Raw genomic sequence first — 17,456 nt, 5'->3', positions numbered from 1 at the left:
AATAAGTGTCGGCGGGGTGAAATTGCACATCCGCCGGACCCCGGGTGGCCCCGAAACGGCGGTTTACGTCCACGGACTCGGCGGATCGTCCACGAATTGGACCGACCTCGCCGCGCTCCTGGCGCCCCAAGCGGGCGGCACCTCGGTCGATTTGCCGGGTTTCGGCTATTCGGAGCCGCCGGACGGGTTCAGCTTCAGTCTCGACGCGCACGCCGAGATCGTCGCGACCCACATCGAGAGCCTCGAAACCGGGCCGGTGCACCTGCTCGGCAACTCGATGGGCGGCGCGGTCGCGCTGCTCGTCGCGGCCCGCCGTCCGGAGCTGGTGAAGACGCTGACGCTGATCTCGCCCGCGATGCCGGATCTCCGGCCCAGCATGAAGCGGCTTTCCGACCCGCGGATGGCGTTCGCGTACCTGCCGCTGATCGGTCCGCGGGTGCGCCGTCAGCTGGCCGCGCTCGGCCCGCGCGAACGCGCCATGCAGGTCATCAAGCTGTGCTTCGCCGATCCGGGACGCTTCGCCGAGAGCAGGCTGAACGAGCTCGAGGAGGAACACAGCGCTCGCGCCGCTTTCGCCTGGGCCACCCCCGCGCTCGCCCGCAGCACTTTCGGCATCTTCCGGACGTGGTCCGCACGCGGACCCGCGTCGTTGTGGGCCGTCGCGCCGACGGTCGCCACGCCGACACTCGTCGTCTGGGGGCAGCACGACCGGGTGATCTCCGTCCGGCGCGCCGAGCGCACCGCTCGGCTACTTCCGCACGCCCGGTTGCTCGTTCTCCCCCGAACCGGCCATGTGGCGCAGATGGAACGCCCGAATGTAGTAGCGAAGGCCGTTTTGGGGATGTGGGAATCGGTCGAATCGGGCACCTGGTAGCCCATTCGGGTGGGCAGGACACGCCGCACCACGCGCCGGTCGCTCACAACATCACAGTTCGGTTATGGCACCCTGGTGCCCGTGGACCGGGTGAAGCAAGACGCGCAGGGCGAAGGTCGGCGGTCTCAGTACTCCGCATCCGCCCGTCGTTCGCCGCGCGCGCAGCCCAGGACCTCGGACGTTCCGCGCACCGGGCAGTACCGGCCGTCGCCGCCTCCGTCGGAGCGGCTCGACGAAGACCGCTACCGCCCGGGCGGCCGCCGGACCAGCGCCCAGCCGCTCAGCGCGTCCTGGAAGCCGCACGAGCCCGGCGCCAAGGGCGGTGCCGCCAAGCGCAAGCCGAAGGGCGGCATCGGCCACTTCGCCAAGACCTACGGCTGGCGGGTGTACGCGCTGCCGATCCTGGTGGTGATCACCGCGCTGGTCGTGTTCAACACCGCCACCGGCCCCGCCGAGCCGATCGCCACCGACGGGGCGAGCCTCACTTCGGCGGACGGTTCCGCCGGCAACGGCGGCGAGCCGGGCGCGGGCGTCGACGGGGGCGGCGACGTCCTCCCGGAGAACCCGGCCAAACCGGTCGATCTCAAGATCCCGACCGCCGACCTGCCCAAGGGCGGCGACTTCACCCAGTCCGGCAAGGGCACCTATCACGTGGTGCCGGGCAAGGGCGAGAAGGTGGGCACGGGGCAGCTGTTCACCTACACGATCGAGGTCGAGGACGGCATCGACGCGGCCAGCTACCAGGGCGACGACAGCTTCGCCGCGATGGTGGAGGGCACCCTCTCCAATCCCAAGAGCTGGACGTGGGACGGCAAGAAGGCGCTCCAGCGCGTGGACGCGAGTTTCCCGAACCCCAGCTTCCGGGTGAGCCTCACCACACCGGAAACGACGCATCGCGCCGACGTCTGCATGTTCCAGATCACCTACGAGACGTCGTGCTACCGCTCGAGCTTCGACAAGCGCGTGGTGATCAACCTCGCCCGCTGGGTGCGGGGGGCGATGGCCTTCGAGAGCGACATGACCGGATATCGCCAGTACGCCATCAATCACGAGGTCGGGCACGCCCTGGGCGGGAAGCACGTGGGTTGCCAGGTCAACGGCGGGATCGCGCCGGTGATGATGCAGCAGACCTTCGGCGTCTCCAACGACTTCGTGGCGCAGCTGAACAATCTCCCCGGCGGCGACCGCGGCCGGGTGCCCGCGAACGGTTTCGTCTGCAAGCCGGGTTCCTGGCCGAATCAGACACCCTAGTCTTCGCCGTCTCACCTGCTGGAAAATCCCAGGATATGAAACAGGGGAAGTCGTTTCCGCCTGTCCGTGTTGTAGATACTGGGATGCGACCCGCGATCCACGCGAGATGGAGGACCCGATGTCAGGCACGCTGCCGCCGCTCGTCGAGCCGGCCGCCGAGCTCACCAAGGAAGAGGTGGCCCGGTACAGCCGTCACCTGATCATCCCGGACGTCGGGGTGACCGGGCAGAAGCGGTTGAAGAACGCCAAGGTGCTGGTCATCGGTGCCGGTGGCCTCGGCAGCCCCGCGCTGCTGTACCTGGCCGCGGCCGGGGTCGGCACGCTCGGCATCGTCGACTTCGACGAGGTCGACGAATCGAATCTGCACCGCCAGGTCATCCACGGCCAGTCCGACATCGGCAAGCTCAAGGCCGCGTCGGCGCAGGAGTCGATCGCCGAGATCAACCCCTTCGTGAGGGTGCATCTGCACACCGACAGGCTCGAGTCGTCGAACGCGCTGGAGCTGTTCGAGCAGTACGACCTGATCCTCGACGGCACCGACAACTTCGCCACGCGGTACCTGGTCAACGACGCCGCCGTGCTCACCGGCAAGCCCTACGTGTGGGGCTCGATCTACCGGTTCGAGGGGCAGGCGAGCGTGTTCTGGGAGAACGCGCCGAACGGCAAGGGCCTCAACTACCGCGACCTCTACCCCGAGCCGCCGCCGCCCGGCATGGTCCCGTCGTGCGCCGAGGGTGGCGTGCTGGGCGTGCTGTGCGCGTCGATCGGCTCGATCATGGTCAACGAGGCGATCAAGCTGATCACCGGCATCGGTGAGCCGCTGCTGGGCAGGCTCGTCAGCTACGACGCGCTCGAGATGAAGTACCGCGAGGTCAAGATCCGCAAGGATCCGGAGACCCCGCAGATCACCGAGCTCATCGACTACGAAGCGTTCTGCGGTGTCGTGTCCGACGAGGCCGCTTCGGCCGCTTCGGGCCACACGATCACTCCGGCGGAGCTCAAGGCCAAGTTCGACAACGGCGACAACTTCGCCCTCATCGACGTCCGCGAGCCGCACGAGTACGAGATCGTGAACATCAAGGGCGCGACGCTGATCCCGAAGGACAAGATCCTCTCGGGCGAGGCGCTGTCGGAACTGCCGCAGGACAAGCCCATCGTGCTGCACTGCAAGTCGGGTGCGCGCTCCGCGGAGGCGCTCGCGGCGCTGCACCAGGCCGGGTTCAAGGACGCGACCCACCTCGGTGGCGGCGTACTGGCCTGGGCGCGGCAGATCGACCAGAGCCTGCCGACCTACTGATCCCTTTCCGATGCGCGTGAAGGCCCCCTTCCCTCGGCTGAACCGAGGGAAGGGGGCCTTCACGCGCTGGGGGAGACGTCGCGTCACCAGCGCGTCTTCTCGTTCGTGGAACGGTTCACGAGGTAACGTCCCGTGCCGTGCGTGCCACCCTAGAAAGCCCTCCGGAACACGTCTGTTCGGCGTTCGGCGGACGTGACGGTGACGCGGAGCCGATGCCCGGCACCACCGCCTGGCGCTACGCCGATCTCGTGCTGAAGCCGGTCGTGGACAAGTCGCGGACCCTGTGGACGGCCCGGGCGCTGGAGGCCGTGGACGAGCCGGGGCTGCGGGTCGCGAGGCCGGTCCGGTCCAGCGACGGCCGGTGGGTGGTCGGCGGCTGGTCGGCGAACCGGTTCGTGTCGGGTACGGCCGAGCACCGGTACGACGAGGTCGTGCACACGGCGGTCAAGCTGCACCGGGCGACGGCGGGGCTGCCGCGGCCGGACTTCCTGGGGCGGCGCACCGACATCGAGGCCCTGGCCGACAAACTCGCGTGGGGCGAGGCGGACATGTCCCTCGACGAGAACAAGGGCGGCCGCTGGTTCGAGGTACTGGCCGGGTCCCGAAGACCGGTCAACCTGCCGGACCAGGTCGTCCACGGGGAGCTTCTCGCCGGGGTGCTGTTCGACGGCGACGAGGCCCCCGGCATCGTCGATTTCGTGCCGTACTACCGGCCCGGTGAATGGGGCGCCGCGATCGTCGCGGTCGACGCGCTGGCCTGGGGCGGTGCCACCATCGATCTGCTCGAACGCTGGGCGCATCTCCCGCAATGGCCCCAGCTTCTCCTGCGGGCCGTCCTTTTCCGCTTGGCGGCCAACGCCCTCGATCCGCGATCGACGCGAGCGGCGCACGACGGCCTCCGCGCCGCCGCCCGCGACGTCAGCGCCGTCTTGTAGACCAGTGAAGGCCCCTCCTCGGAAGAAGGGGCCTTCACCGGCTTTCACTCGGTGCGCAGGCTCTCCGCCTTCGCCGCCGAGCGCACGAACGGCAGCGTGGACGCCGTCACCAGCAGCACCATCACGATCGCCGCCGCGGCGAGCACCCCGACCGCGGTCCAGTCGATGTACACCGCGTCCCAGAACATCCGCCTGCCCACCGCGGCGATCCCGATCCCGGTGGCCGTCGCGATCACCATCCCCAGCAGCAACGGGATCCCGTTCTGCCACACCAGGGACCGGAGGATCACGCGCACCGGGACCCCGGTGGCGGACAGCGCGCCCAGCGCCCGCCGCCGTTCCCGCACCTGTTCCTGGGCGAGCACGAGCAGGCTCACCCCGGCCAGCAGCAGGACGAACAGCGCGCCGCCGAGCAGGATGTTCCGCGCGTCCCCGAACATCCGGGCCTCGTCGGTGATCCGCTTCTCGTTGTACGCGGCCACCGTGGCCTCCCAGCCGAGCGGGGCGACCGAGTTCCGCACCAGTTCGACGAAGTCGGGATTCCCGGTCCCGTCACGCAGGCTCACCGTGACCGAGGCGCCGGACAGGTCGGCACCTGCCATCGCCGACGGTGTCACGAACACGCGCACCGCGAGCAACTGGGTGATACCCGACGGCTTCCCGCCGAACGGCCGCGGCGTGGCCGGAACGGTCCAGGGCTGTTCCCGCTTGGTGTCGTCGGTCAGCGTCACGGACTGTCCTTTGTGGAGTGATACCGATTCGGTGAACACGTCGCCGTCCCGGCAGCCCGTGACCCCCGTCGACGCTTCGATCGTGGGGCAGTCGGCGACGGCGAGCGCGGAGAGGGCGTCCGCGGGGTTCGCGGTGACGAACAGCGAGCGCACGGTCTGGACATCGGCGGAGCCCGGCACCGCGCGTACCGCGGCCACCGCCTTGTCCGCCACCGGGCCCTCGGCGTAGACCATCGTCCGGCCGTCCGTCGTGTCCCGGTGGCCGTCCTGCAACGCTGCCTGGCCCGCCATCAGGCTCTGCAACCCGATCGCCCCGGCGAGCACCACGCAGAGGCCCGCGACCACCCGCGACGGCGTCCCGCTGTCGGTCCGCAGGCGGCGGATCGCGAGCTGGAACGACGGTGACCCGCCCTTGATCCGTGACACGACGCGGTCCAGCAGCCACGGCAGCAGCGCCGGGATCCCGAGCATCAGCAGGACCACCCCGGCGATCAGCGCCGCCCGGCCGAGTTCGCTCGCCACGCCGAAATCCGGGAGCACCAAGGCGAGTCCGGCGACGACCGGCAACAGCCGCCACCACAACCGCCGCTTCGGCGGCGCGGACTCGCGGACGACGCCGAGCGGTTCGACGATCGTGTGCCGCTGGGCGAACCACGCCGTCACCACGGTCAGCGCGGGGACGAGGAGCACGATCAGCACGACCAGTGGCCACGCCGGTGTGAGGTCCTTCGGGTAGAGCCCGAAGCGGAACACCTGGAAGTTCGTCACCGCGCCGCGGAAGAGCAGGAACAACGCGGCGCCGGTGACGAGCCCGGCCGCGGCGCCCACGAGCGATTCCGCCGCGGTGATCCGGCGCAGCTGGCCCGCGGACGAGCCCGCCAGCCGCAACGCGGCGAGCCGCCGGTCCCGGGTGGCGCCGCCGAGCCGGGAGATCGTCCCGATGAAGATGAACACCGGTGTGAGCAGGACGAAGAGCCCGATCAGCAGGAGCGCCAGGACTCCCTTCTCGACCGCGTCGTCGTAGCCGCGCTGGGCGCCGAAGCCGTAGACCATGGGGCCGGACTGCAGCGTGCCCGACCCGACGTAGGCGACCAGGTCGTTCGGATTGAGCACGGTCTCCGCGGCGATGACCCCGACCGGGTTGCCGGGCAGCCGCGGCCGCAGCAGGCCACTGGTGTCGGCCGCGACGAGTTCGTCCAGCTTCGGCGAAAGGAAGACCTCGCCCGGTGCGGGCAGCCGGTCCACACCCGGCGGGATCGGCGAGTTCGGCCCGGTGGGCCGCAGGTGGACGAGCGAGATCGCCTGACCGCGGAAGTCGGTCGTCGCCGGGAGGTAGGCCAGCGGGGCGACGCCCGGGATCGGCTCGCTCTGCACGTACGAGGCGAACGCCCGCTGGTCCCGGTTTTCCGTGATGGTGCCCGCGGAGGCTCCGGTCAGCAGGATCGCCACCGCGAGCCCGATGCCGACGGCGCCCAGGACGAGCCTGACGATCGAGCCCCGGCCACCCCCGACGGCCAGCCGGAACCCCAGCAACAGGTCTTCGCGTCCGGTCACCGGGTCACCACCGGTTCACGTGTCCGGCCGTCCCGCACGATGACCTCCCGGTCGGAGTAGGCGGCCACCCGCGGTTCGTGGGTGACCAGGACGACGGCGGCGTCGGTCTGCTTCGCCGTCTCGGAAAGCAGGCGCATGACGCGCTCGCCGCTGAGCGTGTCCAGCGCGCCCGTGGGTTCGTCGGCGAAGATCACCGACGGTTCGGTGATCAGCGCCCTGGCCATGGCGACCCGCTGGCTCTGCCCGCCCGACACCTGTCCGGGGGTGCTGTCGTCCGAGTCGCCGACTTCCAGCCTGTCGAGCCACTCCCGCGCGAGCCGCTCGGCGGGACGGCGTTTCATCCCGCCGAGCCGCAACGGCAACGCGACGTTTTCCAGGCAGGTCAGTTCCGGCACGAGCTGACCGAACTGGAAGACGAAGCCGAATTCGGTGCGCCGCAAGGCACTGCGTTCGCTGTCGGTCATGTTCGCGAGCTCGCGGCCGCGGAACAGCACCTCGCCGCGGTCGGGGCGCAGGATGCCGGACAGGCAGTGCAGCAGGGTCGACTTCCCCGAGCCCGACGGGCCCATGATCGCGACGATCTCCCCGGCTTCGAGCGTCAGCCCGGCCCCGGCGAGCGCCTGATCGGGACCGAAAGCCTTGTGCAGGCCCAGCCCTTGTAACAACGGTGTTTCCACTTTGTGGTCCCCAGGGTTTCAGTGCGCCAGCTGGCGCGCGAGATCGTCGAGGCGGGCCGCGGTGAGCTCCAGCCACCGCAGATCCGCCTCCAGGTGGAACAGCGCGTGATCGCAGATGAGCTGGTCGGCGAGGTCGCCGCCGGTTTTGCGGGCGGTGAGCTCACGCATGGCGCGGAGGTGGGAGCCACGCTGGGAGTCGAGCAGGTCCTGGGCGCCCCGGCCGGAGAGGATCGCGAGCACGACCTTGGTGTAGAGCGTGTTCTGCAGGTAGACCGAGGGATTTTCCGGGCTTTTCAGCCATTCTTCGACGTTGGTGACGCCGGCGTCGGTGATCGCGTACCGCTTCCGGTCCGGACCGCCGCCCGCCTCGACGCCGTTCTCTTCGACGAGACCGTTCTTCAGGAGCCGGTTCAGCGTCGAATAGACCTGCCCGTAGTGCAGCGGGCGGTCTTGCCGGAACTGCTTGTCGTAGAGCTGTTTGAGGTCGTAACCGTGCTTGGGGCCGGCTTCGAGCAGGCCGAGCAGGGTGTTCCCGATGGACATGCGGGCAACTATACACAGTGTGTATATGCACCATCTATACATCGAGTGCATAGCTGCTGAAGGGGCCTTTCGCCGCGTCGCATGCCAGGGTCTCGGCGAAGTCGGCTATTCGCACGTGTCAGGTTTCGAGGGTTTCCAGCGGGCTGGTTGTCGCCTGGCGGGGGCGACTGTCCACAAGGGGCTGCGGGATGGGTTGATGCCTGATTTGAGTGCTTTGCGCGGTTTTGCGTGGGGGTCGTGAGTGGCAAGGGGCGTTAGAGCGACTTTTACCACTCACGACCTCCATGCGAACCACCCAAATCGGGCAATGATGCGCCGGAAGTGTCCTCTGTGGACATTCGAGGAGCGTGTCAGGCCGCGGGTGACGAGTCCGCTCCGTCACCCCTGTGACCAGCGGATAGTCGACTTTGCCGGAGCCCTGCGTGGCATGGGGGAAAGGCCCTTTCAGCTTGCGTGGGCAGCCCTCTGACTGCTTTTGATGTCCCGAAAGTGGCTTTCGCGACGTTTGCGGCGGGCCGTCAAGAGCGGGGCTGAAGGGGTCTTTCACCGCGTCGCATGCGGGGAAAGGCCCCTTCAGCTCCTCGCGCCACCTCACCGTGTGACGTCCGCCGGGGGTGGGCAATGTCAAACGCCTGAAACATTCAGGAGTTTCCAGGTAACACGGCCTACCTACCTTCAGGCGCAATCGACGCCTGGAGGAGGTGCCCGTGCCGCTCGCCGCTCCCGCCCGAACCGCGGTGGACACGCACTGCCCGTACTGCGCCTTGCAGTGCGGAATGAGCCTCGACGGCGCCCGGGTCACCCCGCGCGACTTCCCGGTCAACGCGGGCGGTCTGTGCCAGAAGGGCTGGACGTCGGGAGAGCTCCTTACTTCCCCTTCCCGCCTGACGACCCCGCTGATCCGCATCGACGGCGAACTCCGGCCCGCGACCTGGGAGCAGGCGCTCGACCTCGTCGCGCGACGGCTCGCCGAGATCCGCGCGGCCAAGGGCGCCGACTCGGTCGCCGTCTTCGGCGGCGGCGGGCTCACCAACGAAAAGGCCTACCTGCTGGGGAAATTCGCCCGCGTCGCGCTGGGTACCTCGCAGATCGACTACAACGGCCGGTTCTGTATGTCCTCGGCGGCCGCAGCCGGGATCAAGGCTTTCGGCGCCGACCGCGGGATGCCGTTCCCGGTCACGGATCTCGCCGACGCCGACGCCGTCCTGCTGATCGGCGCGAACCCGGCCGAGACGATGCCGCCGTTCACGCAACATCTCAAACGCGCGGACCTGATCGTCGTCGACCCCCGCCGGACCCCGACCGCCGAACTGGCCGGACTGCACCTCGCGCCCGCGCCCGGTACCGATCTCGCTCTCGCGCAAGGGATCCTGCACGCCGTCGTCGCCGATGGCCTGCTCGATCAGTCCTATATAGACGAACGCACGAACGGCTTCGAGGAACTGTGGCGTTCGGTCGCGGCGTGGTGGCCGGAGCGCGTCGAGCAGGTCACCGGGGTCTCCGCCGCGGACCAGCGCCGCGTCGCCGCCAAACTCGCCTCGGCTCGCAACGCCTACATCCTCACCGCACGCGGCACCGAACAGCACGCCAACGGCACGGCGATGGTCAACGCGTGGATCAATCTCGCGCTCGCGCTCGGCCTTCCCGGTCGCAAGGGATCCGGATTCGGCTGCCTGACCGGTCAGGGCAACGGACAAGGCGGACGCGAGCACGGGCAGAAGGCCGACCAGCTGCCCGGCTACCGTAAGATCGACGACCCCGCCGCCCGCGAGTACGTCGCCGGAGTCTGGGGTGTGCCGCCGGAATCCCTGCCGGGGCCGGGGCGTTCGGCCGTCGAACTGCTGGAGGCGCTCGGCACTGAAGACGGACCGAGCGCGTTGATGGTGTTCGGCAGCAACCTCGTCGTTTCGTCCCCCGGGGCGGGAAATATCCAGGATCGCGTGTCCTCTTTGGACTTCCTGGTGGTCTCGGACCTCGTCCTGTCGGAGACCGCGGCGATGGCCGACGTCGTCCTGCCGGTCACCCAGTGGGCCGAGGAGGACGGCACGATGACCAATCTCGAAGGCCGGATCCTGCTGCGGCGCAAGGCGATCGACCCGCCGTCCGGAGTGCGGACCGATCTGTTCGTGCTTTCCGAACTCGCCCGGCGGCTAGGTCAGCCCGAAGGCCGGTTCCCCGCCGACGCGGAGACCGTCTTCACCGAGCTTCGCCGGGCGTCCAAGGGTGGTGTCGCCGACTATTCGGGCGTCACCTACGACAGGCTCCGCGACGGCGAGGCGCTGTACTGGCCCGTCCCGGCGGAAACGCATCCCGGCACGCCGCGGATGTTCCTCGGCTCCTTCGCGCACCCGGACGGCCGCGCGCGGTTCGTGCCGGTGGACCACGTCGGCCCGGCCGAGCCGCCCGACGCCGAATTCCCCTTGCAGGTCACCACCGGCCGGGTCCTGCAGCACTACCAGTCCGGGGCGCAGACCCGGCTGGTCAAGGAGCTGAACGACGTCGTAGCGGAGGCCTTCGTGGAAGTTCATCCCGACACCGCCGCCCGGGCGGGGCTGGCCGAGGGCGACCTCGCGGTCGTGCGGTCCCGGCGCGGGGAAACCGTCGCCCGGGTTCGGTGCGTGCCGTCGCTGCGCCCGGACCTGGTGTTCCTGCCGTTCCACTTCCCCGGTGAGGGCCGGGCGAACCTGCTGACCAATCCGGCACTCGACCCGACGAGCCGGATGCCCGAGTTCAAGGTGTGCGCGGTCGCGCTCGCCCCCGCCGAGGTCGTCGCGTGAGCCCCCGGTCGGTGGTCATCGCCGGATACGGGATGGCGGGCGCGCGGCTGGCGGACGACATCCGCCGCCGCGATCCCGACGGCGAACGCGTCCGGCTTACCGTCGTCGGCGCCGAGACGCACGCCGCCTACAACCGGGTGCTGCTGTCTTCGGTGGTCGCCGGGACCATGCGGCCCGAGGTCGTCCGGCTCCACGACGACGAATGGCCGACCCGCACCGGAGCCGATCTGCGTCGTGGGGTCGCCGCGACGGCGATCGACCGCGCGACCCGGCGAGTGCACCTCGACGATGGGTCCACTGTGGACTACGACGCGCTCGTGCTCGCCACCGGAGCCAATCCGTGGATGCCGCCGGTCGAAGGTCTCGAAGCGGGTCCGGACGTCGTCGCGTTCCGCACGCTCGACGACTGCGCCCGGATCCTCGACGCCGCCAAACTGGGCGCACCGGTCGCCGTACTCGGCGGCGGGCTCCTCGGCCTGGAGGCGGCGCGAGGCCTCGCTGGGCGCGGAAACCTCGTCACCGTCGTGCATCCGATGCCGCACGTCATGGAACGTCAGCTGGACGCGGAATCCGCGCGGGTGCTGACCAGGAAGCTCGAAGAACTCGGCGTCGGCTTCCGGCTCGGTGTCGGCGCGGCACGCTACGTGAGCGGCGACGGGCTCAAACTCGACGACGGCACGCACGTCCCCGCCGATCTCATCGTCGTCTCGACCGGTGTCCGCGCCGAGACGAAACTGGCCGTGGACGCCGGGCTGACCGTCGACGGCGGCATCGTCGTCGACGATCTGCTGCGCACCAGCGACGGCCGGATCCACGCGATCGGCGACTGCGCCCGGCATCCCGGCGCCTTCGGCGGTCTCGTGCAGCCCGCGTGGGAACAGGCCGCAGTCGTCGCGGATCTGGTCACCGGGACGAAATCCGCGTCGCGCTACCACGGCACCCAGGCGGTGACGCGGTTGAAGGCCCGCGGCATCGACCTCACCGCGCTCGGCGAGACGATGACCGGCGCGGACGATCCGACCGCCGAGGTGCTCACCTTCAGCGACCCGGCGGGCTGCCGCTACGGCAAGCTCGTCGTCCGCGAAAACAAGGTGGCGGGCGCGATCCTGCTCGGCCTGCCCGACGCGGCCGCGACGATCACGCAACTCTACGACCGGGGCACGCCGGTGCCCGAAGACCGGCTCGCCGTCCTTCTGGGGCGCGCGCTGCCCGCCGGGGCGCCGTCGGCGTCGAGCCCGGCCGATCTGCCCGCGTCGGCGGTCATCTGCCGCTGCAACGCGGTGACCAAGGGACGGCTCGTCGAGGCCTGGCGTGCCGGTGCCACCGACGTTCCCGCCCTCGCCGGGGCGACCCGCGCGACGACCGGCTGCGGCGGCTGCAAGGACGCCGTCGGCGGGGTCGCGAAATGGCTGGCCGCCCAGTGAACCCGAACGCATCCACCAAGGAGGACCGCATGGCAGCTCGTGGGAAGCGCTGGATCGAGCACTGGGATCCGGAAAACGAGCAGTTCTGGGAGGAGACCGGGAAGAAGGCCGCCCGGCGCAATCTCTGGTTCTCCATCCTGGCCGAGCACATCGGCTTCTCCGTCTGGACACTGTGGTCGGTCATGGTCCTGTTCATGGGACCGCAGTATGGTTTCTCGGCCGCGGACAAGTTCCTGCTCGTCTCGACGCCGACGGTGATCGGCGCGCTCATGCGGCCGCTGTACACGTTCGCCGTCGCGAGGTTCGGCGGGCGGAACTGGACGATCGTCAGCGCGTTGCTGCTACTGGCGCCCACCGCGCTGGCCGCGATCGCGATGGAACCGGGCACCTCGCTCGGCACGTTCCTGCTGATCGCCGCGCTCGGCGGGGTCGGCGGCGGCAACTTCGCGTCGTCGATGACCAACATCAACGCGTTCTACCCCGAGAAGCACAAGGGCTGGGCGCTCGGGCTCAACGCGGGCGGCGGGAACCTCGGGGTGGCGGCGATCCAGCTGATCGGCCTGCTGGTGATCGGCACCGTCGGCGCGACCGCGCCCCGGCTGGTGCTCGCGATCTACCTCCCGCTGATCGTCCTCGCCGCGACCTGCGCGTACTTCTTCATGGACAACCTCGCCTCGATGAAGGGCGACACCAAGGCGATGCGCGAGGTCGTCAAGGATCCGCACACCTGGGTGATGTCGTTCCTCTACGTCGGCACGTTCGGTTCGTTCATCGGCTACAGCTTCGCGTTCGGCCTGGTGCTGCAGAACCAGTTCGGCCGGACACCGTTGCAGGCGGCCGCGGTGACGTTCCTCGGGCCGCTGCTCGGCTCGTTCTCGAGGCCGGCGGGCGGCTGGCTGTCCGACCGGATCGGCGGCGGCAAGGTCACCTTCGTGACGTTCGTCGGGATGGCCGCGGCGACCGTGGTGCTGATCCTGGCTTCGACGTCGAATTCGCTGGCGCTGTTCACCGTCGCCTTCATCGTGCTGTTCGTGCTCACCGGCATCGGCAACGGTTCGACGTACAAGATGATCCCGGCGATCTTCCGCGCCAAGGCGAAGGTCGCGATCAGCGAGGGCGCGGACGAGGCGCTCGCAATGCTCAAGGCGCGCAAGCTTTCCGGTGCGCTGATCGGGCTGGCCGGGGCGATCGGCGCACTCGGCGGGCTGTTCATCAACCTGGCCTTCCGGCAGTCGTTCGCGGACACCAAGAGCGGGGTTCCGGCGTTCGTCGCCTTCCTCGTCTTCTACGGACTGTGCTTCGCCGTCACCTGGGCGGTGTACCTGCGCAAACAGCAGACGGAGGTGGCGAGCACCCGAGGTCTGGCGCTCGCCGGAGCGGAGGTCTGATGCGGAAACTCGTCGTCGCGGGACACGGTATGGTCGCGCACCGGCTCGTGGAGGCCGTGCGCGCGGAGGACAGGACCGGCGAATGGCAGGTCGTGGTGCTCGCCGAGGAGGCGCGTCCTGCCTACGACAGGGTCGCCCTGACGTCCTATGTGGACACTTGGGATCCGGCGTCGCTGGCTTTGGAAGGCGCCGACTACGCCGGTGACCCGCTGGTCGAACTGCGGCTCGGCGACGCGGTGACCTCGGTGGACCGGGAGCGCAAGGTGGTCGTCACCGAGTCCGGGTACGAGCAGCCGTACGACGCGCTCGTCCTCGCGACCGGCTCGCGGCCGTTCGTCCCGCCGGTGCCGGGACACGATCTTCCCGGCTGTTTCGTCTACCGGACGATCGAAGATCTCGACGCCATCCGGGAAGCCGCTCAGCGGCCCGGCCGAGGTCGCCGCTCGGCGGTCGTGATCGGTGGTGGGCTCCTGGGGTTGGAGGCCGCGAAGGCGTTGCGGGACATGGGACTCTCGCCGCACGTGGTCGAGATGGCGCCGCGGCTGATGCCGCTGCAGGTCGACGAGGGTGGCGGCGGTCTGCTGCGGCGACTCATCACCGAGCTCGACGTCACCGTCCACACGGGAACGTCGACCGACGCGATCGAGCCGGACGGCGAACGCTACATCGCCAAGCTCGGCAACGGCACGGAACTCGACGTCGACCTGGTCGTGTTCTCCGCCGGGATCCGGCCGCGCGACGACCTCGCGCGTTCGTCCGGGCTGGAGGTCGGCGCGCGGGGTGGCATCCTGGTCGACGACTCCTGCCGGACGTCCGATCCGGCGGTGTACGCGATCGGCGAATGCGCGGCCGTGGACGGCAAGGTGTACGGCATCGTCGCGCCCGGCTACGCGATGGCGGAGATCGTCGCCGCGCGGCTGACCGGCGGCGAGGGCACGTTCCCCGAGCCGGACATGTCGACGAAGCTCAAGCTCATGGGTGTCGACGTCGCCAGCTTCGGCGACGCGCACGCCGCGACCGAGGGCGCGCTGGAGGTCGCGTTCAACGACGCCGTCGCCGGGACCTACAAGAAACTCGTGATCTCGGACGACTCGAAGACGTTGCTCGGCGGGGTGCTGGTCGGCGACGCGAGCGAGTTCAACACGCTGCGCGCGATGGTCGGCAGGCCGCTGCCCGCCGAACCGGGCGCGATCCTCGCCCCGGCCGGTGGCGGGGCCGCTGTCGGTGTCGACGCGCTTCCCGACGCCGCGCAGATCTGTTCGTGCAACGCGGTTTCCAAGGGCGCCATCACGCACGCGATCACCGAAGACGGTTGCGATTCGGTCGCCAAGATCAAGGGCTGCACGCGGGCGGGCACGGCGTGCGGATCCTGCGTCCCGCTGCTGGGCAAGCTGCTGACGGCTTGCGGTGTGGAGCAGTCGAAGGCGCTGTGCGAGCACTTCCCGCAGTCGCGCGCGGAGCTGTTCCAGATCCTTCAGGCCACGCGGATCAGCACGTTCAGCGAGATGATCGACCGCTACGGTTCCGGAACCGGCTGCGCGATCTGCAAACCGGCGATCGCGTCGATCCTGGCCACGCTGGGCAACGGGCACATCCTCGCCGGTGAGCAGGCGACGCTGCAGGACACCAACGACAAGTTCCTGGCGAACCTCCAGCGCAACGGCACCTACTCGGTGGTCCCGCGCATCCCCGGCGGCGAGGTCACGCCGGAGAAGCTCATGGTGATCGCGCAGGTGGCAATGGACTTCGGGCTGTACACGAAGATCACCGGCGGGCAGCGGATCGACCTGTTCGGCGCCACCGTCGACCAGCTCCCGCTGATCTGGCGACGGCTCGTCGACGCCGGGTTCGAGTCGGGACACGCGTACGGGAAGTCGTTGCGCACGGTCAAATCCTGTGTCGGTTCGACGTGGTGCCGCTACGGCGTGCAGGACAGCGTCGGCCTCGCGATCGAACTGGAGCTGCGCTACCGGGGCCTGCGCTCGCCGCACAAGCTGAAGTCCGCGGTTTCGGGCTGCGCACGGGAATGTGCCGAGGCGCGGAGCAAGGACTTCGGCGTCATCGCCACCGACAAGGGCTGGAACCTGTACGTCGGCGGGAACGGAGGCGCGACCCCGCGCCACGCGGATCTGCTGGTGTCCGAAGTGGACACCGAGACGCTGATCCGCACGATCGACCGGTTCCTGATGTTCTACGTCCGCACGGCCGACCGGTTGCAGCGCACCGCGCCGTGGGTCGAGGAGATGGACGGCGGTCTCGACCATCTGCGCGCGGTGATCGTCGACGACAGGCTCGGCATCTGCGAGGACCTGGACGCGGCGATGGCCAAGCACGTCGGCGACTACGCCGACGAATGGCGCGGGGTACTGGAGGATCCGGAGAAGCTGGCGAAGTTCAGTTCGTTCGTCAACGCGCCGGGCACGCCGGACCCGACGATCTCGTTCCGCACCGAACGCGACCAGAAGGTGCCCGTGCTGCTGGGCATCCCGGAGGTGAAACAGTGACGACTTCGATCGAGCGCACCTGGACCGCCGTCTGCGCGGCGGGCGCCGTCCCCGAATGGTCCGGGGTCGCGGCCCTGCTCGACGACGGGGTCCAGGTGGCGATCTTCCGGCTGCCCGGCGACCGGTGGTACGCACTGTCCAATATGGATCCGGTCAGTGGTGCCGCGGTGCTCTCGCGGGGGATCGTCGGTGACGCCGGCGGGGTCCCGGTGGTGGCTTCGCCGGTGTACAAGGAACGGTTCGACCTGCGGACCGGCGCGTGCCTCGACGCCGAAGGTGTCTCGGTCGAGGCGTACGGGGTCCGGGTCACCGGGGGCGTGGTGGAGGTCGAGGCTTCGCCGTGACAGAAGTCCCTCCCCTGGCGGGATTCGTCATCGGGATCACGGCGGCGCGGCGGGCGGACGAGCTCGGCGCGCTGTTCGTGCGCAAGGGCGCGACCGTGCGGTACGGCCCGGCGATCCGGATCGTGCCGCTGGCCGACGACACCGAACTGCGGTCGGCGACCATGCGCCTGCTTCAGGACCGGGTCGACGCCGTCGTCGCGACGACCGGGATCGGTTTCCGCGGCTGGACCGAAGCGGCCGAAGGCTGGGGACTGGGCGAAGAACTGCTGGAGCGGCTGGGGGAGTCGTCACTGCTCGCGCGAGGACCGAAGGCCAAGGGGGCGATCCGGTCCGCGGGGCTCTCGGAGGACTACTCGCCCGCGTCGGAGAGCAACGCCGAGGTGCTGCGGCATCTGCTCGAATCCGGTGTGGACGGTCAGCGGATCGCGGTGCAGCTGCACGGTGAGCCGCTTCCATACTTTGTGGACAGTCTTCGCGCGGCGGGGGCAGAGGTGATCGAGGTGCCGGTGTACCGCTGGGTCGGCCCGGCCGATCCCGGCCCGCTGGACCGGCTGCTGGACGCCGTCCTCGACGGCTCGGTGCACGCGCTGCCGTTCACCAGCGCGCCCGCTGCCGCGTCGATGCTGGCGATGGCGAGGCGGACCGGACGCCTGCCGGGAATCGTGCGGGCGCTGGAGAAACGGGTCGTGGCGGCCTGCGTCGGGCCGATCACCGCGGGGCCGTTGGCCGCGCTCGGGATCCCGACGGTCCAGCCCGCTCGGTCGCGGATCGGGGCGCTGGCGCGGACGGTGTCCGAAGCGCTCGAAGCCCGCTCGTCGCGGCTTACGGCGGGCGGGCGGAGCATCGAACTGCGCGGACAGGCGGCGGTGGTCGACGGGCAGTGGTGCGACATCGCGCCCGCGCCGATGGCGCTGCTGCGGGCACTGGCGGAGTCCCCGGGGCGGGTGTTCTCGCGGCGGGAGCTGATCTCCGCGTTGCCCGATGGCGGCGAAGAGCACGCCGTCGAAACCGCCATCGGGCGCCTCCGAAGCTCCCTGGGTGCCCCGAAACTCGTCCAGACCGTCGTCAAACGGGGCTACCGCCTAGCCGTCGACCCGTGACCCCTCCCGCGTTTCGTCCTCTAGTTGCGGTAGTTGGCGTGACTTGAAACTAATTCT

At 69.7% G+C, this 17,456-nt stretch carries 13 protein-coding genes; 10 read left to right on the top strand and 3 right to left on the bottom strand.

Annotated elements, in window-relative coordinates:
* The first annotated feature begins 16 nt into the window (after positions 1-16).
* The 4 genes from ACLJPX_RS39775 to ACLJPX_RS39760 all read left to right on the top strand — a co-directional run bounded on the left by ACLJPX_RS39775 (position 17) and on the right by ACLJPX_RS39760 (position 4,357).
* Entirely contained in the window at positions 17-874 is an 858-nt protein-coding gene (locus ACLJPX_RS39775) for an alpha/beta fold hydrolase (RefSeq protein ID WP_168214653.1), read from the top strand.
* 81 nt (positions 875-955) lie between these two features.
* Positions 956-2,125, top strand: a complete 1,170-nt coding sequence (locus ACLJPX_RS39770; RefSeq protein WP_410605412.1) for a DUF3152 domain-containing protein — start codon at positions 956-958, stop codon at positions 2,123-2,125.
* A 118-nt stretch (positions 2,126-2,243) separates the two neighbouring features.
* A complete protein-coding gene (gene moeZ / locus ACLJPX_RS39765) occupies positions 2,244-3,422 on the top strand; it encodes an adenylyltransferase/sulfurtransferase MoeZ (RefSeq protein ID WP_101612522.1) in 1,179 nt (392 codons plus the stop codon).
* Positions 3,423-3,559: 137 nt separating this feature from the next.
* Positions 3,560-4,357, top strand: coding sequence for a TIGR02569 family protein (locus tag ACLJPX_RS39760; RefSeq protein WP_410605411.1), 798 nt, complete (start codon positions 3,560-3,562; stop codon positions 4,355-4,357).
* A gap of 44 nt (positions 4,358-4,401) precedes the next feature.
* Here the strand turns inward: ACLJPX_RS39760 and ACLJPX_RS39755 are convergent, their stop codons facing one another.
* The 3 genes from ACLJPX_RS39755 to ACLJPX_RS39745 are packed head-to-tail and all read right to left on the bottom strand — an operon-like array spanning position 4,402 to position 7,862.
* Positions 4,402-6,642: an FtsX-like permease family protein gene (locus ACLJPX_RS39755; RefSeq protein WP_410605410.1), complete on the bottom strand. Its 2,241-nt coding sequence runs from the start codon at positions 6,640-6,642 to the stop codon at positions 4,402-4,404.
* Positions 6,639-7,319, bottom strand: a complete 681-nt coding sequence (locus ACLJPX_RS39750; RefSeq protein WP_410605409.1) for an ABC transporter ATP-binding protein — start codon at positions 7,317-7,319, stop codon at positions 6,639-6,641. The genes ACLJPX_RS39755 and ACLJPX_RS39750 overlap by 4 nt, the downstream gene beginning before the upstream one ends.
* 18 nt (positions 7,320-7,337) lie before the next feature.
* Positions 7,338-7,862 (bottom strand): PadR family transcriptional regulator, encoded by a 525-nt coding sequence (locus ACLJPX_RS39745; RefSeq protein WP_410605408.1) that lies wholly within the window; start codon positions 7,860-7,862, stop codon positions 7,338-7,340.
* Positions 7,863-8,569: 707 nt separating this feature from the next.
* Between ACLJPX_RS39745 and ACLJPX_RS39740 the strand changes: the two genes are divergently transcribed.
* The 6 genes from ACLJPX_RS39740 to ACLJPX_RS39715 are packed head-to-tail and all read left to right on the top strand — an operon-like array spanning position 8,570 to position 17,399.
* Entirely contained in the window at positions 8,570-10,639 is a 2,070-nt protein-coding gene (locus ACLJPX_RS39740) for a molybdopterin oxidoreductase family protein (RefSeq protein ID WP_410605407.1), read from the top strand.
* A complete protein-coding gene (locus tag ACLJPX_RS39735; RefSeq protein WP_410605406.1) occupies positions 10,636-12,063 on the top strand; it encodes an FAD-dependent oxidoreductase in 1,428 nt (475 codons plus the stop codon). The genes ACLJPX_RS39740 and ACLJPX_RS39735 overlap by 4 nt, the downstream gene beginning before the upstream one ends.
* Positions 12,064-12,092: 29 nt before the next feature.
* Complete coding sequence (locus ACLJPX_RS39730; protein ID WP_410605405.1) at positions 12,093-13,451, top strand: nitrate/nitrite transporter; 1,359 nt, start codon at positions 12,093-12,095, stop codon at positions 13,449-13,451.
* Complete coding sequence (nirB, locus tag ACLJPX_RS39725) at positions 13,451-15,955, top strand: nitrite reductase large subunit NirB (protein WP_410605404.1); 2,505 nt, start codon at positions 13,451-13,453, stop codon at positions 15,953-15,955. Before ACLJPX_RS39730 ends, nirB begins: the two co-directional genes overlap by 1 nt.
* A complete protein-coding gene (nirD, locus tag ACLJPX_RS39720) occupies positions 15,952-16,299 on the top strand; it encodes a nitrite reductase small subunit NirD (protein WP_410605403.1) in 348 nt (115 codons plus the stop codon). The genes nirB and nirD overlap by 4 nt, the downstream gene beginning before the upstream one ends.
* The gene (locus ACLJPX_RS39715) at positions 16,296-17,399 is read left to right on the top strand and encodes a uroporphyrinogen-III synthase (RefSeq protein ID WP_410605402.1); all 1,104 of its coding nucleotides are present in this window, start codon (positions 16,296-16,298) and stop codon (positions 17,397-17,399) included. The genes nirD and ACLJPX_RS39715 overlap by 4 nt, the downstream gene beginning before the upstream one ends.
* Positions 17,400-17,456: the final 57 nt, after the last annotated feature.

The sequence above is a fragment of the Amycolatopsis sp. lyj-90 genome (assembly GCF_046549035.1).
In the GTDB taxonomy this organism is placed as follows: Bacteria; Actinomycetota; Actinomycetes; order Mycobacteriales; family Pseudonocardiaceae; genus Amycolatopsis.
This window is presented reverse-complemented; position numbering and strand designations above follow the sequence as displayed.